20 protein-coding genes are annotated in these 23,369 nt (G+C 55.0%); 10 read left to right on the top strand and 10 right to left on the bottom strand.

Annotated features, from left to right (window positions below):
• Positions 1 to 2 precede the first annotated feature (2 nt).
• Genes ACOOFE_RS19145 through ACOOFE_RS19135 form a run of 3 tightly spaced genes read right to left on the bottom strand, consistent with a single transcriptional unit; the run spans position 3 to position 3,463 of the window.
• Positions 3 to 569: a HupE/UreJ family protein gene (locus ACOOFE_RS19145; protein ID WP_420411537.1), complete on the bottom strand. Its 567-nt coding sequence runs from the start codon at positions 567 to 569 to the stop codon at positions 3 to 5.
• A gap of 15 nt (positions 570 to 584) precedes the next feature.
• Positions 585 to 2,384: a nickel-dependent hydrogenase large subunit gene (locus ACOOFE_RS19140; protein WP_420411536.1), complete on the bottom strand. Its 1,800-nt coding sequence runs from the start codon at positions 2,382 to 2,384 to the stop codon at positions 585 to 587.
• Positions 2,384 to 3,463 carry a hydrogenase small subunit gene (locus ACOOFE_RS19135; RefSeq protein WP_420411535.1) on the bottom strand — a complete coding sequence of 360 codons (1,080 nt, stop codon included), beginning with the start codon at positions 3,461 to 3,463 and terminating at the stop codon, positions 2,384 to 2,386. Before ACOOFE_RS19135 ends, ACOOFE_RS19140 begins: the two co-directional genes overlap by 1 nt.
• Positions 3,464 to 3,786: 323 nt before the next feature.
• Between ACOOFE_RS19135 and cysQ the strand changes: the two genes are divergently transcribed.
• From cysQ to ACOOFE_RS19120, 3 genes are all read left to right on the top strand, one after another.
• Positions 3,787 to 4,635, top strand: coding sequence for a 3'(2'),5'-bisphosphate nucleotidase CysQ (gene cysQ, locus ACOOFE_RS19130; RefSeq protein WP_420411534.1), 849 nt, complete (start codon positions 3,787 to 3,789; stop codon positions 4,633 to 4,635).
• A 125-nt stretch (positions 4,636 to 4,760) separates the two neighbouring features.
• Positions 4,761 to 5,792 (top strand): UDP-glucose 4-epimerase GalE, encoded by a 1,032-nt coding sequence (galE, locus tag ACOOFE_RS19125; protein WP_420411533.1) that lies wholly within the window; start codon positions 4,761 to 4,763, stop codon positions 5,790 to 5,792.
• Between the two features lie 93 nt (positions 5,793 to 5,885).
• Complete coding sequence (locus tag ACOOFE_RS19120; protein ID WP_420411532.1) at positions 5,886 to 6,182, top strand: Imm53 family immunity protein; 297 nt, start codon at positions 5,886 to 5,888, stop codon at positions 6,180 to 6,182.
• 63 nt (positions 6,183 to 6,245) lie between these two features.
• Here ACOOFE_RS19120 and ACOOFE_RS19115 read toward each other — a convergent pair whose 3' ends face one another.
• Positions 6,246 to 6,995, bottom strand: a complete 750-nt coding sequence (locus tag ACOOFE_RS19115) for a metallophosphoesterase family protein (protein ID WP_420411531.1) — start codon at positions 6,993 to 6,995, stop codon at positions 6,246 to 6,248.
• A 200-nt stretch (positions 6,996 to 7,195) separates the two neighbouring features.
• Positions 7,196 to 8,524: an adenylosuccinate lyase gene (gene purB, locus ACOOFE_RS19110; RefSeq protein ID WP_420411530.1), complete on the bottom strand. Its 1,329-nt coding sequence runs from the start codon at positions 8,522 to 8,524 to the stop codon at positions 7,196 to 7,198.
• Positions 8,525 to 8,676: 152 nt separating this feature from the next.
• Here purB and ACOOFE_RS19105 point away from each other — a divergent pair, with 152 nt between their 5' ends.
• Together ACOOFE_RS19105 and ACOOFE_RS19100 are read left to right on the top strand one after the other, a co-directional pair.
• Positions 8,677 to 9,156, top strand: coding sequence for an NUDIX hydrolase (locus ACOOFE_RS19105; protein ID WP_420411529.1), 480 nt, complete (start codon positions 8,677 to 8,679; stop codon positions 9,154 to 9,156).
• A 110-nt stretch (positions 9,157 to 9,266) separates the two neighbouring features.
• Positions 9,267 to 10,895: a hypothetical protein gene (locus ACOOFE_RS19100; RefSeq protein ID WP_420411528.1), complete on the top strand. Its 1,629-nt coding sequence runs from the start codon at positions 9,267 to 9,269 to the stop codon at positions 10,893 to 10,895.
• A gap of 66 nt (positions 10,896 to 10,961) precedes the next feature.
• Here ACOOFE_RS19100 and rpe read toward each other — a convergent pair whose 3' ends face one another.
• From rpe to ACOOFE_RS19085, 3 genes are all read right to left on the bottom strand, one after another.
• Positions 10,962 to 11,633, bottom strand: a complete 672-nt coding sequence (rpe, locus tag ACOOFE_RS19095; RefSeq protein WP_420411527.1) for a ribulose-phosphate 3-epimerase — start codon at positions 11,631 to 11,633, stop codon at positions 10,962 to 10,964.
• A gap of 112 nt (positions 11,634 to 11,745) precedes the next feature.
• Positions 11,746 to 12,483, bottom strand: a complete 738-nt coding sequence (locus ACOOFE_RS19090; protein WP_420411526.1) for a DUF2259 domain-containing protein — start codon at positions 12,481 to 12,483, stop codon at positions 11,746 to 11,748.
• Positions 12,484 to 12,534: 51 nt separating this feature from the next.
• On the bottom strand, positions 12,535 to 13,509 hold the full coding sequence (locus tag ACOOFE_RS19085; protein ID WP_420411525.1) for a sodium:proton symporter: 975 nt from the start codon (positions 13,507 to 13,509) through the stop codon (positions 12,535 to 12,537).
• Between the two features lie 111 nt (positions 13,510 to 13,620).
• Here ACOOFE_RS19085 and ACOOFE_RS19080 point away from each other — a divergent pair, with 111 nt between their 5' ends.
• The 3 genes from ACOOFE_RS19080 to ACOOFE_RS19070 all read left to right on the top strand — a co-directional run bounded on the left by ACOOFE_RS19080 (position 13,621) and on the right by ACOOFE_RS19070 (position 16,104).
• Positions 13,621 to 14,886 (top strand): NAD(P)/FAD-dependent oxidoreductase, encoded by a 1,266-nt coding sequence (locus ACOOFE_RS19080; RefSeq protein ID WP_420411524.1) that lies wholly within the window; start codon positions 13,621 to 13,623, stop codon positions 14,884 to 14,886.
• A gap of 188 nt (positions 14,887 to 15,074) precedes the next feature.
• Positions 15,075 to 15,383 carry a PepSY domain-containing protein gene (locus ACOOFE_RS19075; protein ID WP_420411523.1) on the top strand — a complete coding sequence of 103 codons (309 nt, stop codon included), beginning with the start codon at positions 15,075 to 15,077 and terminating at the stop codon, positions 15,381 to 15,383.
• Positions 15,384 to 15,528: 145 nt separating this feature from the next.
• On the top strand, positions 15,529 to 16,104 hold the full coding sequence (locus ACOOFE_RS19070; RefSeq protein WP_420411522.1) for a helix-turn-helix transcriptional regulator: 576 nt from the start codon (positions 15,529 to 15,531) through the stop codon (positions 16,102 to 16,104).
• A gap of 279 nt (positions 16,105 to 16,383) precedes the next feature.
• Here ACOOFE_RS19070 and ACOOFE_RS19065 read toward each other — a convergent pair whose 3' ends face one another.
• Positions 16,384 to 17,148 carry a substrate-binding periplasmic protein gene (locus ACOOFE_RS19065; RefSeq protein WP_420411521.1) on the bottom strand — a complete coding sequence of 255 codons (765 nt, stop codon included), beginning with the start codon at positions 17,146 to 17,148 and terminating at the stop codon, positions 16,384 to 16,386.
• A gap of 86 nt (positions 17,149 to 17,234) precedes the next feature.
• Entirely contained in the window at positions 17,235 to 17,714 is a 480-nt protein-coding gene (locus ACOOFE_RS19060; RefSeq protein WP_141187812.1) for an Lrp/AsnC family transcriptional regulator, read from the bottom strand.
• 145 nt (positions 17,715 to 17,859) lie between these two features.
• Here ACOOFE_RS19060 and ACOOFE_RS19055 point away from each other — a divergent pair, with 145 nt between their 5' ends.
• Both ACOOFE_RS19055 and ACOOFE_RS19050 read left to right on the top strand, forming a co-directional pair.
• Entirely contained in the window at positions 17,860 to 21,381 is a 3,522-nt protein-coding gene (locus ACOOFE_RS19055) for an indolepyruvate ferredoxin oxidoreductase family protein (RefSeq protein ID WP_420411520.1), read from the top strand.
• A gap of 810 nt (positions 21,382 to 22,191) precedes the next feature.
• Positions 22,192 to 23,277: a DUF2336 domain-containing protein gene (locus ACOOFE_RS19050; protein ID WP_141187809.1), complete on the top strand. Its 1,086-nt coding sequence runs from the start codon at positions 22,192 to 22,194 to the stop codon at positions 23,275 to 23,277.
• Positions 23,278 to 23,369: the final 92 nt, after the last annotated feature.

The raw sequence follows: 23,369 nt of genomic DNA, 5'->3' as shown, positions 1-23,369 counted from the left end.
TCCTAGGTGAGCGCCATAGCAAGGCCGCCTGCTCCAACAGCAAGACCCGCAGCCAGACGGCCATGGCTGACGGCTTCCAGCTTCCGCCCCAGGGCATATCCAAGGCCGTGAAGTGCGGCGCAGCTGGCTAGGAAAGCTGTCAGATAGACTGCTGATGCTCCGGCTGCTTCCATGCCGTGAGCGGTGCCATGGGCCAACCCGAAGAGCGCAGTCACACCAAGGGTGAGTGGCAAGCCAATCCCGCGTCCTGCTGCAATCAGCAATCCGAACACCACAAGCGAGACCAATGTGCCCGGTTCCGCAATCGATGTCGTCAAACCTGCGAATCCGGCGAGAGATCCTGCTGCGACCGCAGCCAAGAATGCGGCCGGTAGAGTCCAGCTTGTTTGCAATGGGCGCTGGGCAGCCAGAATGCCAACCCCGACGAGAGCTAGCAAATGGTCAACACCTGCAATCGGATGCAGCAGCCCACCCAAAGCGGTCAGCTGACTGCCCGTGTGCGCCATAGCAGGCCCGGCTGCGAGAGTGGCCGCGCCGACGAGGATGGCCGTTTTGGTCAGAATTTTCATGATCGTCCTCCCGCTTTAGCGCACTTTGATTTCGGCCAGTTCTTCCCCGTCCGGACCCATCACATGGGTTGAGCAGGCAAGACAGGGATCGAAGCTGTGCAGGGTTCTGAGGATTTCCACCGGCTCTTCGGCGCGTTCCACCTTGGTGTTGAGGAGCGAGGCTTCGAAGGCACCGATGTTGCCGTCATTGTCCCGCGGACTGCCGTTCCAGGTGGTCGGCACCACGCATTGGTAGTTGTCGATCTTGGTGTCCTTGATCTTGATCCAATGCGCCAGTGCACCGCGCGGGGCTTCGGTAAAGCCGACGCCCTTAACCTCTGAGGGCCAGGTTGAGGGATCAAACTTTTCCTGATTGGCAGTCGATGAATCGCCGGCTTTGATGTTGGCGATCATCTTGTCCATGAAGTAGCGCTGCTTGTGCGCCGCCCATTGGGCCTCAAGACCGCGGGCCGCCGTCCGCCCGAGTGTCGAGAACAGAGCATCAATCGGCACATTTAGCGCCGACAGGGTCTTGTCGACCTGGTCCTTGATCTCCTCATGGCCCTGCATATAGCCGATGACATAGCGGGCGAGCGGGCCGACCTCCATGGCATGGCCGCGCCAGCGGGGCGCCTTGATCCAGGAGTACTTGGCGTTCTCGTCGATGTTGACGATGTTGGTGGACGTGCCGACCAGATTCGGGCCAAGCGCGTAGTTGGGCTCTGTCACCCCATCCCAGGGATGCAGGCCCTTGGCTTCATCGGCGTATTTGTACCAGGAGTGGGGCACAAATTCCTGAACCTGCTCTGGGTCGCGCAGATCGACTTCGTGTACTTCCGATAGCTTGCCGTTGATGATCGCGCCGCGCGGCATCATCAGGTTCGCTGCCGAATAATCGTTGGCCCGGTCCGGAATGTCGCCATAGGACAAGAGGCTCTGGGAGGACAGGCCGCCGCCATAGAGCCAGTCCTTGTAGAAACCGGCAATCGCAATCAGGTCCGGAATGTAGACGTTTTCAACGAACTCAATGGTGCGGTCGATGACGCCGGAGACATAGTTCAGCCGGTCCATATTGATTGGGGCGCCAGCCGACTGGTCACCGTCCATGTTGATCGCACAAGGAACGCCGCCCACCAGCCAGTTCGGATGGGTGTCCTTGCCACCAAAAATCGTGCGGGTGGTCATGATCTCCTTCTGGAAATCAAGCGCTTCCAGATAGTGAGTGACCGCCATCAGATCGGCTTCCGGCGGCAGCTTGTAGGCTGGATTGGTCCAATAACCGTTTTTGAACGGTCCAAGCTGGCCGGATTCAACGAACTTCTTCAGCCGGTTCTGGATATCGCGGAAGTAGCCTGGAGAAGATTTCGCATGGCGTGGTGAAACCTGTTGCTGCAAGGCGGAGGTTGCTTTCGGATCAGCCTTCAAGGCATTGACCGGATTGACCCAGTCGAGCGCATGCAGGTGATAGAAATGCACCAAGTGATCATGCACCTGCAGCGACAGCTGCATGATGTTGCGGATCGAGTTGGCGTTTTCCGGGATATCGATGTTGAGCGCATCTTCCACCGCACGTACGGAGGTCAGCGCATGGGTGCCGGTGCACACACCGCATATCCGCTGGGTGAAAGCCCAGGCATCGCGCGGGTCGCGGCCCTTGAGGATGACTTCCAGGCCGCGCCACATGGTGCCGGTGGAGACCGCATTGCGGATCATGTTGTCTTCGTCAACATTCACCTCGCAGCGCATGTGGCCTTCAATGCGGGTGACCGGATCGACAACAACGCGCTTGCCGGAGGTGTCCAGATCAAAGCCGTTGGGGGTTGTTATGGTGGCCATTATTCATCTCCTCCCTTTTGGCGGGCGCGCTTGACCGCGCTAGCGGCCGCATGAGCAGCAGCGGCGGCTCCGACGACAGCTGCGGCGGTTCCGCCGATTTTGTCGGCGTTAGCTTCAATGCCGAAGCCCTGAATGTCGGTCAGCCGGTCATAGAAGCTGCCTTTGTCCCAGAAGCCGTCTTCGGAACAACCGAAACACGGGTGGCCGGATTGGATCGGGAAGGAGAGACCGCCGTTCCAGCGCACGGTTGAACAGGCGTTGTAGGTGGTCGGACCTTTGCAGCCGACCTTGTAGAGGCAGTAGCCTTTCTTGGCGCCTTCATCGTCGAAACTCTCAACGAACTGACCAGCGTCAAAATGCGGCCGCCGGTAACACTTGTCGTGAATGCGTTGGGAGTAGAACATTTTCGGCCGACCCTGCCGGTCGAGTTCCGGGAACCGCTCGAACGTGAGCAGATAGGTGATCACCGCAGTCATGACTTCCGCAATCGGCGGGCAGCCGGGCACCTTGATAATTGGCTTGTCGATGGGGATGCCAGGTGCTTTGTGGATCGGCACGGCCTGCGTCGGGTTCGGCCGCGCTGCCTGGACACAGCCCCAGGAGGCGCAGGACCCCCAGGAAATGATTGCCTTGCAGTGAGCCGCAGCATGCTGCAGCTGTTCCAGATACGGCCGGCCGGCAATGATGCAGGACATGCCTTCCTGGTTCAGCGGCGGATTGCCCTCGCAAGCCAGAATGTAGTTGCCGTCGTATTTCTGGATGGTTTCTTCGATGATCGCCTCGGCCTGATGGCCGGCGGCGGCCATGATCGTGTCGTCGTAGTCGAGCGAGATCATCGACAAGATGACGTCTTTGGCCAGCGGATGGGCCGAGCGGATGAAGCTTTCCGAACAGCAGGTGCATTCCAGGCCATGCAGCCAGAGAACCGGTATGCGCGGCTTGGTCTCCATCGCCTCGGCGATCTTGGGCGCAAAACTCGGGCCCAGCCCCAAGGCTGCCGCTGTCAGTGAACAGAATTTTAAAAAGCTGCGCCGGGTGATGCCTTGACGCCGCATCACATCATAGAAGGTTTCGGTCATACCTTCTTTCCTCCCCCATGGTTTCCTGTGCGGGCACAAGCCAACACTTGGGTCAGGGAAAGCACAAAGCGGGCCAAACTGGTAAGTGTCTGAAATAGCTTAGGTTATAAGTTGTTGTTAGCGTGTGACAGCGACGTGGAGTAACCGGTCAACCGTTCTGGCCTTCCAAGGTGGAAGAAAACTATCCAGCCAGAATGATTGGACATTCAGGCTTAATACCTGTGGTCCAGCGCGGGGTGTTTCCTATCCTGTGCCCTTGATCCGGTGGCCAAGGTGCTTCAAGAAGATCGCACCATTTTCATTTCTAATAATTGGCGTGACGAATGAGCGATGCTGTTGAGTTGACCGGACCTTGCGGGGACCGGATGAAAGGCCTCTTGAACCTGGCAATTGCGGCTGGCGAAGAAATCCTCAAAATCTATGCAGAAGATTTCAGCGCTATGGTCAAGGGCGATGGGTCGCCGGTCACTGTGGCGGATCAGGCCGCCGAAGATGTTATTTTAAAAGGTCTTGAAGCTCAGTTCCCCGGAGTACCGGTGGTCGCGGAAGAATCCGTCGAAGCCGGCCGTCTGCCGGAGGGCGGGGACCGGTATTTTCTGGTCGATCCCCTGGACGGCACCAAGGAGTTCTTGAAAAAGAACGGTGAATTCACCGTGAATATTGCCTTGATAGAACATGGAGCACCGGTTTTCGGCGTGGTCTATGCGCCAGCGCTGAATGAGATTTTTTGGGGTGGTGCGCTTCCCGGTGGAGATAAAGATACGGGCGCTTACCAGGCCCGGGTTCAAGGGACAGAGATCTTTGAGGCACAAAAGATCTCGGTTCGCTGCGCCCCGGATGCTGGGTTGAGCGTATTGGCCAGCCGATCGCATTTGTCGAAGGAAACCGAAGCACTGATTGCCAAATTGAATGTCGCGGAAAAACTCTCGGTCGGCTCGTCCTTGAAATTGTGCTGGGTCGCGGCGGGGCGTGCTGATCTTTATCCGCGCATGGCGCCGACCATGCTGTGGGATATCGCGGCGGGCGATGCGCTTGTGCGGGCTGCGGGCGGCCGGGTTGTCTTGGCCGAAACCGGCGAAGACTTTGTTTATAAGGTACCTCCTGGGGCAACCAAGGATGATCTGCGCAATCCGCATTTCATCGCCGTCAGTGATATTGCGCTGCTGCCTTGAGACATTCGGGCCGGGTAACGAAACTTGAACCGCTTATAGGCAAAGATGCCAAGGTCAAATGGAAGGAGGGCGGCTTGTCCGCTCTAAAGAGGCGCGGGCATTAACCCGGAAAGGTAAGTTCTGAAATGACGATCCTGATTACGGGCGGGGCCGGTTACATTGGGTCCCATTGCTGCGTCACCTTCCTGGAAGCTGGCCATGATGTCGTCATAGTCGACAATTTCTCAAATTCCAGCCCGGAAAGCCTCAATAGGATTGCGTCGATCACTGGCCGCAAGATCGCGTTCGAAGAGGCCGATATCCGGGATAAGGCTGCGCTGGAACGCATTCTAAAAAACCATCATTGCAGTGGAGTTATCCATTTTGCGGGTTTGAAGGCTGTCGGTGAATCCACCGAAGTTCCTCTAGACTATTACGCCAACAACGTCACCGGCACGCTTGAGCTGCTGGCGGCCATGAATGCTTGTGATGTCCGCCAGCTGATCTTTTCGTCTTCTGCCACGGTCTATGGCGAACCGCAGTTTTTGCCGCTCACCGAAGATCATCCGCTGAGCGCAACCAATCCTTACGGCCGCACCAAGCTGATGATCGAAGAAATCTTGCGGGATTTGGCAGCAAGCGATCCGCGCTGGCGGTTCGGCATTCTGCGCTATTTCAATCCAGTTGGTGCCCACAAGAGCGGATTGATTGGAGAAGATCCACGCGGCATTCCGAACAACCTGATGCCGTTTGTCTCTCAGGTGGCCAGTGGCCGGCGGGAACAGTTGTCGGTCTTCGGCAACGATTATGACACGCGCGATGGCACCGGCGTGCGCGATTACATTCATGTGGTTGATCTGGTCGAAGGCCATTTGCGGGCGCATGAAGCTCTGGCCGCTCTAACAAACGAAACCAACAGCTTCACCGTCAACCTTGGGACCGGTACCGGCTACAGCGTTCTGGAGATGGTGAAAGCCTTTGAACGGGCGTCCAACCAAACAATCCCTTATGAGATTGCGCCGCGGCGGGCAGGCGATGTTGCTGAAGTCTATGCAGATACGAAAGCGGCTGAAGCCAAATTGAAGTGGTCGGCTGAGCGCGGCCTAGAAGACATGTGTTCCGACACCTGGAACTGGGCCTGCAAGAATCCAAAGGGCTATGAGGCTTCTGGTACCTGACGTATTTTGGACAAGCACTGCTACCAAAGAAGTCCAGTAAGCTCAGATAAATAAAATCCATTCATAATCAAAGCAGTTTTTATATAGGTTCTGATGTCTACTGAAAGAATGGAAGAGTGGTTCTCAGATCAATTAAATGGAGACTGGGAGCATCAGGGTGGTATCAATATTACCACTTTAGATAATCCAGGGTGGCTTATTGAGGTCGACTTAGATACAATTGCTGGGGATGGTTATCGTGAAATATCAAGTTTTGCTGAAAAAGATTCTGAGCTTGATTTTGTAAAATTTTATTATGACGAAAGTGAAAACAGAATAAGGGTCATCTGTGGTGTTCGGAATTTATCACAAGCACTGTCAATATTGTTTGAGAGAGTCTTGAATAAATAATTTTATTCAACAGTCGGATCTCTATTCGTCAACGCGAATGAATAAGTTGTTTGGATTCCAAACCTACGACAGCGTTCCGTAAAATCCGTGGCGCAGCGACCGGCCCCAGCTAGGCCGTTTGTTCATTTCCGCTTGCTTAGCCGCCGCTTCCCAATCGTAGGGCAGCATTTTCTCCTGAAAACTCCAGCCGTTTGCCCCCTTGGTCATCAGCGCATAGCGTGCGTGCGGGCTGCCGGCTTCCATCTTGTGTTTGTTCGGATGGGTGTCCTCATATGACGGTAGGCCAACGCTTCCCGGATTGAGGATGGTTTGTCCGGTCTTGTGCAGGCGGATGACACGCGGAATATGTGTGTGGCCGCAACAGATGATCGGGGATGTTTCGCCATTGATCTCAGCGAGCAGAGTGTCTTCGTCCGGCAGATGGCCTTTGGGCCCTTCTACCTTTTCCGACAGATAACGGTCGTCGTCATCCGGCGTGCCGTGACAGAGGAAAACCTCGTCGCTCAAGCGGATGGTCGCTTGTGTGGTCTTCAGCCAGTCGAAGCTATCCGATGACAAGCGCTCTGCCGTAAAGGCATCCGTTGGCCCCAGTTTTTCAATGGGATCTTCGATCAGGAACCGGTCATGGTTGCCACGCACAGTCGGCCAATTGGTCTCGCGCAGGATCGCTGCCGTTTCCTCCGGCCACAGCGGCCCGGAGACACAATCGCCGAGATTGACGATCACATCCGGCATTTCCTGTTTGAGGTCCGCCAGCACAGCCTCTAGAGCCAGAACATTGCCGTGAATGTCGGAAACAACAGCGATTTTCATGGATAGCCACTCCAGAACCAGAGGCTTGTCATCCCAGCTGCAGCGAAGCGAAAGGTCGAGATCCAGTAGACTTATGAGCCCTTATTAGTGAACCCTGATAGTCGCGTGTCTACTGGATCCCAGCCGGAGTTTACGCTCGCGAAGGCGGGTGCTGGGATGACAAAGAGGAAGGACGAATTGCCTTCCTTCAATTACATGTATCAGCTTTCGCCGAACACCCGCTCAAAGATCACATCAACGTTTTTGGTGTGATAGCCGAGGTCGAAGCGGTCGCGGATCTCTTCTTCGGAGAGATAATTGCGCACGTCTTCGTCGTTGAGGAGCTCGGTCAGGAAGTCTACCTTCGCATCGCCCGACACCTGATAGCTGTCCCAGACCTTCATGGCGTTGCGCTGAACCAGACGGTAGGCGTCTTCGCGGGAAGAGCCAGCTTGAGTGAGAGCCAGCAGGATGCGCTGAGAATGCACCAGACCGCCGAGACGATCCATGTTGCCCATCATCCGCTCCGGATAGACAACCAGCTTGTCGATAACACCTGTAAGACGCGCCAGCGCAAAGTCGAGGGTAACGGTCGTGTCCGGGCCGATCATGCGTTCCACAGAAGAGTGCGAGATGTCGCGCTCATGCCAGAGGGCGACATTCTCCATGGCCGGCATGGTGGACATACGTACCAGACGGGCAAGACCGGTCAGGTTTTCGGTCAGAACCGGGTTGCGCTTATGCGGCATCGCCGAGGAGCCCTTTTGGCCCTTGGAGAAGAATTCTTCTGCTTCCAGAACTTCCGTGCGCTGCAGGTGGCGGATTTCGGTCGCCAGGCGCTCGATGGAGGAGGCGATGACGCCGAGGGTGGCGAAGTACATCGCATGGCGGTCGCGCGGGATCACCTGCGTTGAAACCGGCTCGGCCTGCAGACCAAGCGCCTTGGCAACATGTTCTTCAACGCGCGGGTCGATGTTAGCGAAGGTCCCGACAGCACCGGAAATCGCACCAGTTGCGATTTCCTCGCGGGCATTCAAAAGGCGGGCTTTACAACGGTCGAATTCGGCATAGGCCTGGGCCATTTTGAGGCCAAAGGTCACCGGTTCGGCGTGAATGCCGTGGGAACGGCCGATGGTGACCGTGTCCTTGTGCTCGTAAGCGCGGCGTTTGATGGCCTCCAGAAGCTTGTCCATGTCTTCCAGAAGAAGGTCGGTGGCTTTGACCAGCTGCACGTTGAAGCAGGTGTCCAGAACGTCGGAGGAGGTCATGCCCTGGTGCACGAAACGCGCGTCCGGGCCGACGATTTCCGCCAGATGCGTCAGGAACGCGATGACATCGTGCTTGGTTTCCCGTTCGATCTCGTCGATCCGGTCGATGTCGAAGGCGGCTGATCCGCCTTTTTCCCAAATGGTCTTTGCTGCATCTTCAGGGATGACACCCAGCTCGGCCAGCGCGTCGCAGGCATGGGCCTCGATCTCAAACCAGATGCGGAATTTGGATTCAGGCGACCAGATATCGACCATGTCTTGGCGGGAATAGCGCGGGATCATCGCGAAAAAGTCCTCGTATTGGGAAGCGTTGGCTGCGGGATAGCAGAGCGCGCCGGAGCCTTCAATGCAAAGCCGCCGTTTTTGCTTGCAGCAAAGCGGACAATATGACTGATTATCGCACAACCCACCGTTTTGATCAGCCGGAGCCTTACATGACCATCTGGCGCCCTGCCAATTTCATCACCGTCAAAGCCCTTGCCCTGATCTGGCAGGACGATGCGCTGCTTTTGACCGAAATCTATGATGACCTCGGGAATGTTAAAGGGATGCGCCCTCTGGGGGGCACCGTAGAGTTCGGCGAACCTTGGCAGGACGCGCTCCAGCGGGAGTTTTTGGAAGAGCTCGGTACCCGCATCACGCTCGGCAACGAGCATTTTGTGCTTGAAAACATCTATGAACATTATGGCCAGACCGGCCATGAGATTGTTTTCCTATGCCATGCGCATTTTTTCGACAACCATCTCTACCGCCAGGATGCGATTCCGTTTTTGGAACATGATGACACGGAATGTCTGGCGCGCTGGATGTCTCTTGCCGAGTTGGATGCGAAAGGGATTCAGCTCTATCCGGAAGGTTTGTGGGAAAGGCTTATCGAACCTGCGCAGAAAACGTCGAGCATTCGTTTGAGTTGAGGTGTTCTCTGTTCAGGCTTTAGAAGTCGCAGAACTTTCTTTGATACTGGAAACAACCGCTGAGAGTGCTAGGTGTAGGGTGAGCATTTTTTCTAGGGAGAAATAGCACATTGGCACCTAAGCGATTTTTTCTCCGGATGGGCTCGGTCTTCATTGGCGTTTTGGCTTTTGTCTTGACCACCGCTAGTCCTTCTGTGGCCAATAATATCCTTCAAAACGTTCAGCATACGCTGAGCCAGCCGGACCGGTTGCCGCTCATCGTTGAAAAGCGCAGGCGGGAAATCAGCGCTTTTTACCACGCCGAAGACGGGGACGTCTTGTGGCTGGACACCGGCCGCGCCGCATTGCTCATAGACGTGATGAAGAGCGCGCAACTTCATGGCCTGCGATCCGAGGACTACCCGTATGAGCTTCTTGAAACCGGCCTCAGGTCATTGGGTGCAGGGCTCAGCCCGGCAGAAACGGCCTGGGTGGAATTACTCTTCACTGGGCATTTTTTGGATTTCGCCAATGATCTGAGAGCCGGCCGGGTGACGCCCAGGGTGCTTTATCCCGATGCCTATATGCCGTTTCACACGATCAACGGAACAGACGCGCTTGAGCGGCTGAAAGCTGCAGAAAATCTGGCGGAATTTCTATCCAGTTGGCAACCACCGGACGATACCTACCGGTTGCTGCAAGGGCATCTCGCGCATCTTTACGGTATCAAAGCCGAGGGCGGTTTCACCACGTTAGAAACGGATGAGGAATTAATCCCAGGCGCTGAAGGAGAGGGTGTGCGACTGCTCCGCAAAAGGCTTTTTGAAGACAATCTTTTGCAGGAAGACACTGGCTCGGAGCTGTTCGACAAGCGGTTGGCCTTTGCAGTAGCCCAAGCAAAACACCGGTATGTCCTGCCAGTTTCCAGCGAAGTGACCGGCAAACTGGTTTGGGCGCTCAACCTTCCGATTGATCGGCGGATCGAACAGGTCAGCAATGCGATGGAACGCATTCGCTGGGTCCCACCGGAGTTCTCGCGAGTACAGCTCTTCATAAACAAGGGCGAGAACCAATTCCTTTTCTCTGAAAATGGCCGTGTGGTGATGGAAGGGGCGGCCTATGCCAACTGCCCGGACCGGAATTATGCCAATACGGCGACTGCGGTGGAGGCTGTTACCTTCCATCCCACGTGGCAGGTGCCGTGGGAATATCTCGGCAAAGAGCTGTTGGCACGGTTGAAGAATGATCCGAAACAGGTGGAAAGCGCCGGGTATTATTTAAGGCGCAGCGGAGCCGACGTCCCTTTGGCATCTCTTCCCTGGCGTCAAGCAACTGAACGGTCAATCAAAAAGTTCAGCGAGGAATTTAGGCTGTATCTGCCGTCGTCAGAAGAAAATCCGCTCGGAAACTATGCCTTCCGGCTGCGGCAGGATCAAAAGCTGGCTCTGTTTCATCTGGATAGCGCGCCTGAGGATGACATCTACTGCAATCCCTATTTGCCGAAGAATGCCTTTGGCATTGTTGATGGCCTCGACCTCTTGGAAATGGTCATTGAGCCGCGGGTTCTGCCAACTGGAGGTCTAGAAGACCGGTTGGCCCGTGGAGATACGATCACTTTTCCTGCGCGTTCCGGATTGATGGCTGTGGCCACCCATCAGTCCGTCTGGATACAGCATCGTGGTGCGATCCGGTTTGGCCACGATCCATATCTGGAGGATGCCCGTCTGACGGCAGCTCTGACCGGCCGAAAAAAGCCCTGATCTTAAGGGTTTTTCGGCAGTCCGTTTTATGCAGCGCGGGAAAGCGCCAATCAAAAGGAATCTGGATTAGGCCGTTTCAGCTGCCGTCCGGATCGCATCGATGTTCGCCTTGTAGGCGTCCAGCGTTCCGCCTTTGAAAACTGCAGATCCGGCGACAAGAACATTCGCGCCCGCTTTTGCGACCAGCGGTGCTGTTTCCGGAGTGACACCGCCATCGATTTCCAGATCGATCGGACGGTCACCAATCATCTGTTTGATGCGTGCGGTTTTCTCAACCATCGCTTCGATGAACTTCTGGCCGCCAAAACCCGGGTTCACGGTCATGACCAGGATCAGATCGAGCCGGTCGAGAACGTATTCTAGAACACTTTCCGGTGTGGCCGGGTTGAGTGAAACGCCCGCCTTTTTGCCAAGGGCGCGGATCGCTTGAAGCGAACGGTCCAAATGGGTGGTCGCTTCCGCATGTACCGTGATGATGTCCGATCCGGCTTTGGCGAAAGCCTCCAGGTAAGGATCACACGGTTCGATCATCAAATGGGTATCGAAGATCTTATCGGTATGCGGGCGCATCTTGGCGATCACATCGGGGCCGAAGGTGATGTTCGGCACGAAGTGGCCGTCCATGACATCCAGATGGATCCAGTCGGCGCCAGCCTCGACAACATCGCGAACTTCCTGGCCGAGCTTGGAAAAATCGGAAGCAAGAACGGACGGGGCAATTTTTATCTCGCGCGGCATGTCGGATCTCCTGAGGGCGGGATGAGCGCCGGTCATCTTATGTTGGCGCCGCGCTAGCACGTGTCTGCCGAACCGGCAAGTCAGGAAACAGGACCCTAATCGGTTTATATGTTCAAAGCCTGCCGGTAATTGCAAGAAAGCGTCCGTCCGGTCCTTCAAAGCCATGTGTGGCTAGGTGAACAAGAACCGCAATTACAGGCGGGTGCCGGTCCGGGAAAAAGCTGATCACATGACCGATCCGGTAGCCCGTCGCACACCCTCTGCTTTTGGGGAGGGTTTTGTCCAAATGCCGGACGCGGGCTTCACCGCCGTATATTGTGTTGAGCTGAAATCCTTTGGTGGCAGCGCCAAAACCGGCGCAGGTTTCATCGGGCAGCGGATATTCCATCAGCTGCACTTCCATCGGGTCGTCTGCTGGTGGAACAATGTGGCGGAGATTAACTTTCATGTTGAAAGGGTTGGCCGATAGTTCCGTAACCGGATTGCTGCCGACGGTCTGACCGTGACCGGCAATTCCTTTGGAAGTCAGCAGCGGCTCGGCAGCTGCCCGGTTGGTGGACCTCGCAGTTTTCAAAAGGGCTGCGGGATCGAAGCCGTTGGCGTCGTCAACGTTGTCGCGGCGGCGGAACGGCGAGGGGCTTACCCATTTGTCTGCATGAACGTCGATGACGAAGATCTCGGAGTAGGGAAATCCTGACCCATCCTGAATACCGAATTGTTCGAAGGCAAAGTAACGGCCGTCACCGGAAAAGCCGAGGATTTCCAGTTGTGCCTCGTCTCCTGCAGAAGCCGATAGGACCGACGTTGCCAATACGACACAAACAGCTGCGGCTATTTGAAACCAGCGCATGATCATCCTCCCTAAGAACCAGAAGAAGACTATCCTTGCACACACGAGCTGTCAGGTCTGCTGTGACGCAGTTTTCAGGTTTAGGCGGCAAAACCAGCGGACATAGGGCTTTAGGATCATCGGCAGCATATATATTGGGAATTGGCCGACAGCGAACCAGAGCCAGGTCAGTTCTGGCAATGTGCCGCCGAAGGCAGCCACCATCAATCCCATGTTTCTGGTGCCGCAGGTGTGGGCAATGGCATAAGCATCTTCGCGGTTGGCTGGCGAAAACAAGGCCAGCGTAACCCCGATCTGAACAAATGCCAGACAGAAGGTGAGGGCCGTTAGGCCTAAGGTAAAGACTGGGTTGTCGGCGAAGCTTGCTGCTACACCGTCCATGGCAGCGATGGCGAATATCAGCAACAAAAGAACGTTGAACCCGCTGATCAAATTGGCGCCGCGCGAGATCCGGTCCAGGCCTGCAATCCGGCGAATGATCAGCGCCACGAAAAGCGCGCCTGCCAAGAGCAGCGACAGTTTGGCCGCAAGGCCGCTGATGCTGAGCGGCAAGGCTTCACCCAGCATTAGTTCGCCAATAAAAGGAGCGCTGAGCGGTGTGACGATCATTGCGGCCACCGAGAGCGCCAAACTCAAGGTCCCGTCCAGTCCCAAAAGGTACAGGAATGCCGGCGCTGCCAAGACAGGCGGAGCGGCGGTCGCAATGTATAGCGCCAGCACCATTTCCGGGCCGAGGACGTCTGGGCCAATCATTGAAATTCCGGCGAAAGCGATCAGCGGAACCCCGAGCATCATCCATAAAAGAGCAGTAATTAGAAGAGTGGGACGCCTGAGCCTCAACTTGATCGCCGCCGTATCGACCCGCAAGAAAGCCAGGACAAGCAAACTGAAGACTGAGACGCCAAGATAGGGTCGCAAATGCTCCGATAGCGCGGGCAGGGCCATCCCAATGAAGATACTCACAGCCAAGGCGGCCGTTCCATGGCGGCCGACCCATGCCACAGCTACCGCGAGCATCCGAATCATTTAAACTTAACTCCTGAAAATTCGCGTCTGGGCAGACACTTGCGGATCATTTTTATGCGAACTGCCCGCACTTGCCAATCTTGATCGCGGTTTGGCGCCGCTCAGTGGACTATGACTGCACAGAAATCGACGCAGACATTTGATGTGATGGTGTTGGGGGCTGGGATCGTAGGTGTCTCAACTGCCGCGCATTTGCGTCGCCTTGGTTTGGATGTCGCGTTGATCGATCGAAAACATCCAGGGCAAGAAGCATCCGCCGGTAATGCCGGCGTCATTCAACACAACGGATTTCTGCCCTTTGGGTTGCCGAAGGATCCGGTGGGGTTCCTCAGGTCGTCCTTCAATCTGGGCGGGCCCTTTTCCTATCGGCCGCTCACTCTGATCCGCATGCTGCCCTGGATCCGCAAATACATCCAGTCAAGTTATGGAGAAGCCGCCGAGGCCTATTGCAAAGCGATCATGCCGCTGCGCGCTCTGGCCGTGCAGTCTCACTTGGAACTGGCAGAGACCTCTAATGCCGGGAGGTTTTACCGGAAGGGCGGTTGGCTTCATCTCTTTCGTGGCCAGACAAGTTTTGATGCCGGTGACCTGGAGCGCTATTACGCTCGCATATATGGTGTCGACTATCGGGAAATGGATGGTGAAGCCGTCAAGGCACTGGAACCCGGCCTTACTGTGTCGGGTAAGCGGGCTGTTCATTGGACTGAAAGCCGGTCGGTCTCCAATCCGGCGGCCGTCGTCGAGGCCTTCTGGCGCGGGTACATCCGCGATGGCGGGCAATATTTTCGGGCGGATGCGAAAAAGACGATCCGCAAACGGGGCGGCTGGTCCCTTGAGGGGGAGCGCGGACCAATTTTTGCGCGTCACGCGGTTGTGTGTCTGGGCGCCTGGTCCATGGATGTCTTGAAGAAATTTGGCGAGCGCTACCCTCTGGCGGTCAAGCGCGGTTATCACATGCACTATCGACCGCTATCGGGCGCATCAATCTCCCGTCCGATTGTTGATATAGATAATGGGTTCGCGCTGACACCCACCGACTTTGGCATCAGGTTGACGACTGGGGTTGAGCTGGCAGGCCGGGATGCGCCACCAAATCCGCAGATCGTCAAGCTCGTCAAGCGCAGGGCGGAAGAAATCATTCCTCTTGGCCGGGCTTTGCAGGACGAACCATGGCTCGGCAGCCGGCCGTGTGTGCCAGATTCCTTACCGATCATCGGTCCGTCACCGACAATAAAAGGTTTGTGGTTGAATTTTGCCCACGGTCACGACGGGTTCACCTTGGGACCAGTTTCCGGGCGGGTTATTGCGGAACTCCTGATAGGAAAAACACCCTGTGCCGATGTGTCGGGCGTGTCTCCCGTGCGTTTTCAAGAGTGAACCCGCGGACAAGCAAAACATCCATAAACCTTGCTTTAGGTGGCTAAAAACTTGTCTAAACCTTGGTTTATAGACGGGTCGATAAGCCTTAGGGTGATGGTTTGAGGTGGTGTCCTGCCACCAGATGAGGTCAAGCCAGCCGCACAACAGCTGGCCAACTGACCTCCAACAATCACAGGACAACTCCAATGACGACTTTTATCAAGCACACAGCAGTAACGGTATTTGCAAGCGCCATCGGTTTGGCTGGTGCGGGCGCGGCGCTTGCTGCAGTCACCCTGGGTGACGACCTGGGTACAACAGAAGAGGAAGTCCGCGCTGCCTTGACCTCTCAGGGCTACACAATCACCGAAATTGAAACCGAAAACGGCGAACTGGAAGCAGAAGTTGTTTTGGATGGCCAGGAGATGGAAATCGTGATCGACACCACGTCGGGTCTAGTTCTGGAAATGGAACTGGAAGATGGGGCCGACAGTGACGAAGACGACGACGATTAACATCTAATCTGGCTAACCCCGGCTGGCACCGCCTGCGGAGCTCCCCGGCTCCTGCCAGCCGGGGGACATAATAAGGCTGTAAAGAAAGGGCGCCCAATCTGATGCGGTTCTCGATGATTCCCGCCTATGTTAGATAGGTCTTGGCATGCGTTACGGTGGTGCAACCGATACCGCAGCAACAAACGTTTCAGAACAACGGATAGCTATGCAGCCCATCACAAACTGGAAAGTCATTGCCCCTTGGGCGCTCTTCAGCCTCCAAGCCATCTGTGTTTCATTCATCGTGACAGAGGAAGTCGCCGGCGCTCTTTTGGGAGAACAGGCAATTGGCATTCTGGAAAGCAATATTCTGGAGTATTTGATCCTCGCCGCTTTGGTGGTCGGATTGATCGCATCTGGTTTTGAAATCCGGAAAAACATCACTCGTCAGAAACGGATGGAGCAGCAGGTCAAAGTGGCATCCGGCGCATTTGCCAAGCTTTTGGAAGAACACTTTGAAATTTGGAAACTCACGCCGTCGGAGGCCGATGTGGCATTGTTGGCGCTCAAAGGGTTTTCTATTGCCGAAATTGCGTCTTATCGCGAAACCGCTGAGGGAACCGTCAAGGCGCAATGCAATGCGATCTATCGGAAGGCGGGAGTGTCAGGGCGCCCGCAGCTTCTGTCCCTGTTTATCGATGAACTCTTGGGAGGGATCGTTCAACCCTCACCGGTTCATTGAAGCCGTGCGGCAGGTTAGGGGCAGGACCCACTAATTTGTTTGAAATGGTAGGAAGGAATTTGTTCGGATACGAGACGCAAATCTGTAGGAAACCGTCCGGTTTCCAAAGGGGTGCAACGACGTTGCCGGGCAAATTCATCCTATCTTGAAAAGACATGAAAACGGCTTCGATCTGCGGCGTCTAACCGTTCAACCGGGCAGAAGCCCGCTTTTTGCGTTTTTCCTTGCAGCTCATCGCCGTTTGCCGTGCCATTCCAATCAAATTAGTGGGTCCTGACCCTAACTTGATGAGCCGATATAGCGCTGTTTCACTTCATCAATCGTCCCGTCTTTCTTCAGTTTTCGGATGATATCGTCGTAGTTCGATTTTAACCGGTCCATGTCCGGATGGGTCGACGCTTTTGAAAATACATTGAAATAGGCTTTGGATTTCATCGGTTTTGGCAGGAACGAGATCTGATCACGATAGCCGCCAATTTGCGCCCGGTAGAGTGTCGCAATCGTGTTCAAAGGAACGGCATCTATCCGGCCAGCCAAGAGCTTGTTCATCTGCAGCGAGTTTTCGGCTTCAAGGTCAAGTTTAAATCCTGCGTTCCAGAATTCCTCTGTATAGGAAATTCCCTCTGTTGCGCCGATCCTGAGGTCTTTCAGATCGTCCAAGGTCGAGTAGGTGAATTTGCCTTGATCAGCGGAGCGGATAAAGAAATTCCAGGTGAGATCGACATAAGATTCTTCCGGGTAGTCAAGATATGTCTGCCTGGCCTCGTTTTTTGAGTAGAGCAGCAACATGTCGATACGGCCGGCCTTAGCTTCAATTTGAAGCCGCTTGTCCGATTTAATCAGTTGGACTTCGTATTCAATTCCGAGGCGGCCGAGCACCACTCGCATGATGTCCAAGTCGATACCTAAAAGGAGGCCGTCTTGCTCGAACTTGAAGGGAGCTTGGGGATTGGCCGCAAGTATCAACGGTTGGCATTGAGCAGCGGTTGCCCAAACCGCCGCCGCAAGGAAATACAAGCCTGCCAGCCAGCTTTTGCGCTGCATTTTATGTCTCCGTGACCGCAAACTATAGCTACCCTAAGCCGTGCGGATCCTCTCACAGAAACGGAAAGATACCATAAACCTTGATATCAGCTTTCTCTGAGGGGCAATGCGGCGGTGTCTTTTACTGTATTGACGACAATGCGTGACTGGACGTCGGAAACCAGTGTATTATCAAGCAGTTTCAAGCGCAGGAAGTTGTCGTAGGTTTTTATATCGTCGGTCACGACCTTGATTAGGTAATCGACAGCCCCAGTGATACGTTCACAAATAACGACTTCCGGCCAATGGTGGACGAGCTTGTCAAACGTTTCCATGTTTTCCCGGCTGGGAACGGCAAGTTTGACAAAGGAATAAGCAACAAATCCCAAGCCGACCGCTTCGCGGTCGATGATAGCGGTGATTTGTTTGATGATGCCTTGTTCTTTCAGGCGTTTGATGCGCCGCCAGCAAGGCGTTTGACTCATACCGGCTTCTTTAGCGACTTCCGCGATGGATAACGAAGCGTCCCGTTGCAGAACTCGTAATACGCGGATGTCGGATGGGTCGAGTAGATATTTTTCGGTCATTGGGTATAAACGGGATATTTTATGCTGCCTAGTGACGAATTAGTGTGACGATAGCACAGAAATTGCCTTTGGAAAGAACGATATTATTCTGAAGTGGTAGGCCCGGGCGCAATGGGCCGCTTTCGGCGTAGGAGGAGAATGTCGAATGAATGTGCACGTGTCCAATGTCAGCCTTGAAGATAAGTACACCGCTACGGAAGGCCGCGTCTACTTAACCGGCATTCAGGCGCTTGTCCGGCTGCTGTTAGACCGGGCTCGTTTGGATCGGCAAGCCGGGCTGAAAACCGGCGGGTTTGTTTCGGGTTACCGGGGGTCGCCTCTGGCTGGGTACGACACCGAATTGGGCCGAGCGGACCGTCATCTCAACAGCTACGACGTAGTCTTCAAGCCGGGTGTAAACGAGGAACTCGGCGCGACCGCCGTTTGGGGCAGTCAGAAATTGCGCGGTGAGGGCGGTGTTGGCCGTCCAACAGATTATGACGGAGTATTTGGTGTTTGGTACGGCAAGGCACCAGGTGTCGACCGGGCAGGCGATGCGTTGCGCCAGGCAAATGCATCCGGAACCGATCGCAATGGCGGCGTCCTAGCTCTTGCCGGTGATGATCATCTTGCAAAGTCCTCAATCCTTCCGGCGCAAAGCGAATTCTTCTTCGAGCATGCGGAAATTCCAGTTCTCAATCCGGCCGATATCCAGGATGTGCTTGATTATGGTCTGCACGGTTTGGAGATGTCCCGCTTCACCAGCCTGTGGAGCGCTCTGATTTGTGTTGCCGATACAATGGATGCCTCTGCGACCATCAATGTTTCTCCGGACCGGCTCCGGCTAGTGCGGCCACTGGATGGTGATCCGCGTAAAGACTATCATCAAAACCGCGACCTTCTTCTTGGCAATCGGCTTGAAACAGAGCGTCTTGTGCGGGAACTGCGGATCCCAGCAGCGCAAGCCTATGTCAGGACCAACGGGCTCGACCGCGTCACCTTTGGCACGCGCCGGAACGCGAAGCTCGGCATTGTCTCGACAGGCAAAGCTTACCGGGATCTTTTGCAGGCTCTCGACCTGATGGGCCTTACAGAAGAAAAAGCAAAAGCGCTGGGCCTTGGCATCTACAAAGTTGCGCTCACCTGGCCAATGGAACCGCTTGGCCTGAGGGAATTTGCCCGTGGCGCTGAAAAACTGCTGATCGTTGAGCACAAGCGGGCCTTTATGGAGCCGCAGATCAAGGAAATCTCCTACCATTGGCCGGACATGAGCCGGCCGGAGATCTGGGGCAAACGCCGGCCGGATGGTGCACCGTTCCTGACGGATGTTCTAGAAATCTCCGTTGCAGAACTGATCGACGGTCTGATGAAGTGGTTGCCAGCGGAGGCCATCACCGAAGAAATGCGGTCTGTGGCCGCACGCATGACCAAACAGGCCATGTGGGCCCAAGGTCATGCTGAACGGGCGTCACGCATTCCATATTTCTGCTCCGGGTGTCCGCATTCCACATCTACGAAAACGCCGGAAGGGTCCCGCTCCATGCCAGGGATTGGCTGCCACGCCATGACGGAAATGGCTGGCCGGACCACGGAAGGTCAAATCCAGATGGGCGGCGAAGGTGTGCTTTGGATCGGTCAACAGCCGTTTTCTGGCGACAGCCACGTCTTTGCAAATGTTGGCGACGGAACGTATTTCCACTCCGGCATTCTGGCGATCCGGCAGTCGATCGCCGCGAATGTGCCGATTACCTACAAGATCTTGTTTAACGATGCGGTCGCCATGACCGGCGGCCAAAAGCATGACGGCCAGCTGAGCGTTCCACAAATCACCCGCCAGCTGGAAGCTGAAGGGGTTGAACGCATTGCAATTGTTTCGGAAAATCCGGAAGCCTTTGGCTCCTGGGTGCCGATCGCAGCGGGGACCAAGATCCATCACCGCGATGAGTTGATGGATGTGCAGGAGGAACTGCAGGAGTTCAACGGCGTTTCGGTGATCGTCTACGATCAAACTTGCGCCGCAGAAAAACGCCGCCGCCGTAAACGTGGCCTTTATCCGGACCCAGATCAGCGCCTGTTCATCAATGATCGTGTCTGTGAAGGCTGTGGCGACTGCTCTGTTCAATCCAACTGCCTGTCCGTTGAGCCTCTTGCGACACCATTTGGCGAAAAACGGGTGATCAATCAGTCGAGCTGCAACAAGGACTTTTCCTGCATCAAAGGCTTTTGCCCATCCTTTGTAGAAATTGATGGTGCAGCTCTGAAGAAGCCGAAAAAAGCCGACGTCGACATCGATGCCTTGGTCGCAAACCTTCCAGATCCGGTTCTGCCGTCTCTGGAACGCACGCAAAATGCTCTGGTTGCGGGCATTGGAGGTATGGGTGTCACCACTATCAGTGCGGTTCTTGCAATGGCTGCACATATCGACGGCAAGCAAGCCTCGACCCTGGATATGACCGGCCTGGCGCAAAAGGGCGGCCCCGTTACGTCGCATGTCCGGTTTGCTGATAGCGGCAAGGCAATTGAGGGGCCTCGGGTTCCAGCGGCCAGCCTCGATCTGTTGATCGCCAGTGACATGGTGGTTGCAACCAACGCGGAGCAGCTTGCGCTTGCTCATCGTGGCAACATGGTCACAGTTGCGAATACAAAAGTCGCTCCAACGGCTGAGTTCGTCCTGAAACAAACCTTGTCGTTTAATGAAATCAAGATGGACACGGCTCTCAAGGAAGCCTCAGCCACCTATATCGCGATGGACGCGGCTGGGATTGCAGAGAAGCTGTTGGGGGATGCGATCTTCGCCAACATGCTGCTTGTCGGTATGGCGTATCAGGCTGGCGCTTTGCCTGTTTCCGGGGATGCGATTGAAACCTCTCTGGAACTCAATGGCGCGGCCGTCGCCGGCAATATCAAAGCGTTCCGGGCCGGTCGGGTGTTGGCGGAAAATGCAGAGCTTCTGCTCAAGGCGCTGCCCGCTACAGAAAAACCCCGGGAATTCACCTTGGATGAGAAGATCGCGTTTAACGCGGAGGAGCTGGTCAAATACCAAGATGACGCCTATGCCTCCCGATATCGGGATTTGGTGGCGAAAATCAAAGCTGCAGACGAGACCCATGGCCCGGGCCCGATGCGCCTGACATGGACAGTTGCTGACCAGCTCTACAAGGTAATGGCTTATAAGGATGAGTATGAGGTTGCCCGGCTTTATTCCGATCCTGCTTTTAAAGAGAAAATTGCGCAGCGGTTTGAAAACCCGAAAAAGCTGAAGGTACATCTTGCGCCGCCGATGTTGGCTCATCGCATGGATCCGAAGACCGGCCGTCCAGAGAAAATGGCGTTTGGACCGTGGATTTTCTCCGCCTTCAAAGTGCTGGCCGGGTTTAAGGGCGCGCGCGGGAAATGGTACGACCCGTTTGGCCGGACCGCCGAGCGGAAAGCAGAGCGGGCTTTGATCGCGCAATATGAAAAGGATATCGCCGATATCTTAAACCGTTTGCCCAATGGCAATTACGGCTTGCTTGTCGAACTGGCTCGGGTACCGGATCTGATCCGGGGCTACGGTCCGGTGAAAGAAGCCAATTTGGAAAAAGCTTCGGACAAGCGCCGTGTTCTGCTGGAACAGCTCAACAAACGGGAGGACGGTGGCAACGACAGTGACGAGCGTGGGGCCGATTTCCTGCAAGCTGCCGAATAATAGATTTCGATAGCTGACCGATCAAAAAAAGAACCGGCGCCTAGCTGCGCCGGTATTTCTTTATTTAGCGTTTTTTACCGATCAAAGGGCAAGTCTGAGTGCCTCCGCCGTCTGCTTTCTTCTCGGATCTGCAACCCATAATCTGACAAAACGTCTTTGAGGATCTGATCCGGCACTTTGTCGAGGGAGTGTCTGGACCTGCGTGCCCGCCAGTATCCACCTATTTGGCGGAGGAGATTCTGCCCCGGCCATTGAGTTTTCCGGCGTGTTTGGGAAATGGGGAACTTCAAGATCATCACTGCCTCCAATTTAAAAAGAAATATCCTATTAAATTGGAGGCAGTGGCTATGATGTCAATAAAGAAAGAAAAAATTATTTAATAGGAAGGTGTGGTTTCAGGCTGGCGAAAGGCGGATGCCCTAAGGTTCATTCATTAAACAGCCTGTCTTGCCTCACTTGGACGTAGGGAAAACGTGAATTCTCAGGTTGGAAAGGGCGGTTTTGTAAACGGTTCCATTAATCTGCAGCCAATTTCGAGCCCATGTTTGCGATCGAATTTGCAGATCTCCAAAAAAATATTCGCATATTCTCAAGCTGGTATTATTGCTGAAGAGACCGGAAGAAAGCCAAAGAAATTGAATGAAAACAAAATCCTATAGAGGATGTGGCAAATATACATAGAATTCTAGGCAAAATTTATAAAAACACGATTACATTCTCCAAATACCTGTTTCTGTCTTCTTTAAATCTCCCCCTCATCTTCGGTACCAGAGCCGCCGAACGGCAACCAATCTTGAACTGGTAACGACAATGAGTGAAGCGTTGAAAACAGAACTGGTGAACTTCTCGGAGCTGACCGGGGAAGCGGGCAGCGCCCGGCGGGCAGAATTAGCCCGTCATGTGGCGACGCTCTTTGCGTTGACTTCAGACAGATGCTCAGACGAGCAAGTCGATATCTACGATTCAGTGTTGCTGCGATTGGTAGATATGGTCGAAGCTGAAGTTCGCCGGTTCGTAGCCGAACAAATGAGCACGTTACGGCGCGGCCCAGAGGAAACAATCCGGCGGCTGGCCAATGACGTTATTGAAGTTTCTGAGCCGATCCTGGTGTGCTCAACCGTTTTGCGGGATGCCGATTTGATGGCCATTGCAGAAAAGCAAGGCAATGATCACCGGTTTGCAATCGCGCAACGGGAAGTGTTGTCAGAAGACGTGACCGACATCCTGGTGCGTCAGGGGGATCTGAAGGTCAAACGGAAAATTGCCGGTAATGAGGGCGCAAGCCTGTCGACCTCTTCGGTTGAATTGTTGATTTCCGATTCCGCTTCCGACGCAACACTACAGTTGAGCTTAAGTGATCGTGGAGACCTCGCCGAGGCGCAGATTTCCAGCCTGATCTCTATTGCGAGCGAAGAAGTCCGGAAAAAGCTACAGGCCTCTGGCCGCAACAGCGAAGCAGAGAAATTGAATGAAGCGGCCGATATCGCAGCTCGCCGCATGTCCAACCAGTACTGGCTGGGACGCTATGATTTCGAAACGGCCCGCAGCCGCGTATTGCTTCTTGCCAAAAAAGGCATGGTGAATGAGGCCTCTCTCCGCCGCTTTGCCTCTGAAGACCGCTTCGCCGAAGCTGTTGCGACGTTTGCTTGGCTGGTCCGCTGCGGCGTTGAAGTTGCAAGCCATTGGATGGTGCGCCCCGATCCGGAGCCCTTTGTAATCCTGGCCAAAGCGTCCGGTTTCTCGGCGATCACAGTCAGATCCTTGCTGGCAATCGGCCCATGGCGCCACCGCCTGACACCGGAAGCTCGCAGCGACGCGATGCGGCTTTTCGAAGGCATGACCGCTGGAGAGGCCAAGCGTAAAGTCGCTCATTGGAGCTACAATGTCTTAAACTGATCCCTGCTGGCACATTGTGCGTGACCTGCTAGCCCGGCCTTTGTGCCGGGCTTTTTTTGTTTAGTTCTTTGTTCGGCAGGTAAGTGCCTTTT

Origin of the sequence: Roseibium sp., assembly GCF_965216085.1 — a bacterium.
In the GTDB taxonomy this organism is placed as follows: domain Bacteria; phylum Pseudomonadota; class Alphaproteobacteria; order Rhizobiales; family Stappiaceae; genus Roseibium.
Note: the sequence above shows the minus strand (reverse complement) of the source record. Positions and strands in the feature narration are given on the sequence as shown.

What these genes read in the sequence shown, in the direction of transcription:
- ACOOFE_RS19145 (WP_420411537.1), bottom strand. Translation starts at nt 569, where the DNA reads ATGAAAATTCTGACCAAAACGGCCATCCTCGTCGGCGCGGCCACTCTC.
- ACOOFE_RS19140 (WP_420411536.1), bottom strand. Translation starts at nt 2,384, where the DNA reads ATGGCCACCATAACAACCCCCAACGGCTTTGATCTGGACACCTCCGGC.
- ACOOFE_RS19135 (WP_420411535.1), bottom strand. Translation starts at nt 3,463, where the DNA reads ATGACCGAAACCTTCTATGATGTGATGCGGCGTCAAGGCATCACCCGG.
- cysQ (WP_420411534.1), top strand. Translation starts at nt 3,787, where the DNA reads ATGAGCGATGCTGTTGAGTTGACCGGACCTTGCGGGGACCGGATGAAA.
- galE (WP_420411533.1), top strand. Translation starts at nt 4,761, where the DNA reads ATGACGATCCTGATTACGGGCGGGGCCGGTTACATTGGGTCCCATTGC.
- ACOOFE_RS19120 (WP_420411532.1), top strand. Translation starts at nt 5,886, where the DNA reads ATGTCTACTGAAAGAATGGAAGAGTGGTTCTCAGATCAATTAAATGGA.
- ACOOFE_RS19115 (WP_420411531.1), bottom strand. Translation starts at nt 6,995, where the DNA reads ATGAAAATCGCTGTTGTTTCCGACATTCACGGCAATGTTCTGGCTCTA.
- purB (WP_420411530.1), bottom strand. Translation starts at nt 8,524, where the DNA reads ATGATCCCGCGCTATTCCCGCCAAGACATGGTCGATATCTGGTCGCCT.
- ACOOFE_RS19105 (WP_420411529.1), top strand. Translation starts at nt 8,677, where the DNA reads ATGACCATCTGGCGCCCTGCCAATTTCATCACCGTCAAAGCCCTTGCC.
- rpe (WP_420411527.1), bottom strand. Translation starts at nt 11,633, where the DNA reads ATGCCGCGCGAGATAAAAATTGCCCCGTCCGTTCTTGCTTCCGATTTT.
- ACOOFE_RS19090 (WP_420411526.1), bottom strand. Translation starts at nt 12,483, where the DNA reads ATGCGCTGGTTTCAAATAGCCGCAGCTGTTTGTGTCGTATTGGCAACG.
- ACOOFE_RS19085 (WP_420411525.1), bottom strand. Translation starts at nt 13,509, where the DNA reads ATGATTCGGATGCTCGCGGTAGCTGTGGCATGGGTCGGCCGCCATGGA.
- ACOOFE_RS19080 (WP_420411524.1), top strand. Translation starts at nt 13,621, where the DNA reads ATGACTGCACAGAAATCGACGCAGACATTTGATGTGATGGTGTTGGGG.
- ACOOFE_RS19075 (WP_420411523.1), top strand. Translation starts at nt 15,075, where the DNA reads ATGACGACTTTTATCAAGCACACAGCAGTAACGGTATTTGCAAGCGCC.
- ACOOFE_RS19070 (WP_420411522.1), top strand. Translation starts at nt 15,529, where the DNA reads ATGCGTTACGGTGGTGCAACCGATACCGCAGCAACAAACGTTTCAGAA.
- ACOOFE_RS19065 (WP_420411521.1), bottom strand. Translation starts at nt 17,148, where the DNA reads ATGCAGCGCAAAAGCTGGCTGGCAGGCTTGTATTTCCTTGCGGCGGCG.
- ACOOFE_RS19060 (WP_141187812.1), bottom strand. Translation starts at nt 17,714, where the DNA reads ATGACCGAAAAATATCTACTCGACCCATCCGACATCCGCGTATTACGA.
- ACOOFE_RS19055 (WP_420411520.1), top strand. Translation starts at nt 17,860, where the DNA reads ATGAATGTGCACGTGTCCAATGTCAGCCTTGAAGATAAGTACACCGCT.
- ACOOFE_RS19050 (WP_141187809.1), top strand. Translation starts at nt 22,192, where the DNA reads ATGAGTGAAGCGTTGAAAACAGAACTGGTGAACTTCTCGGAGCTGACC.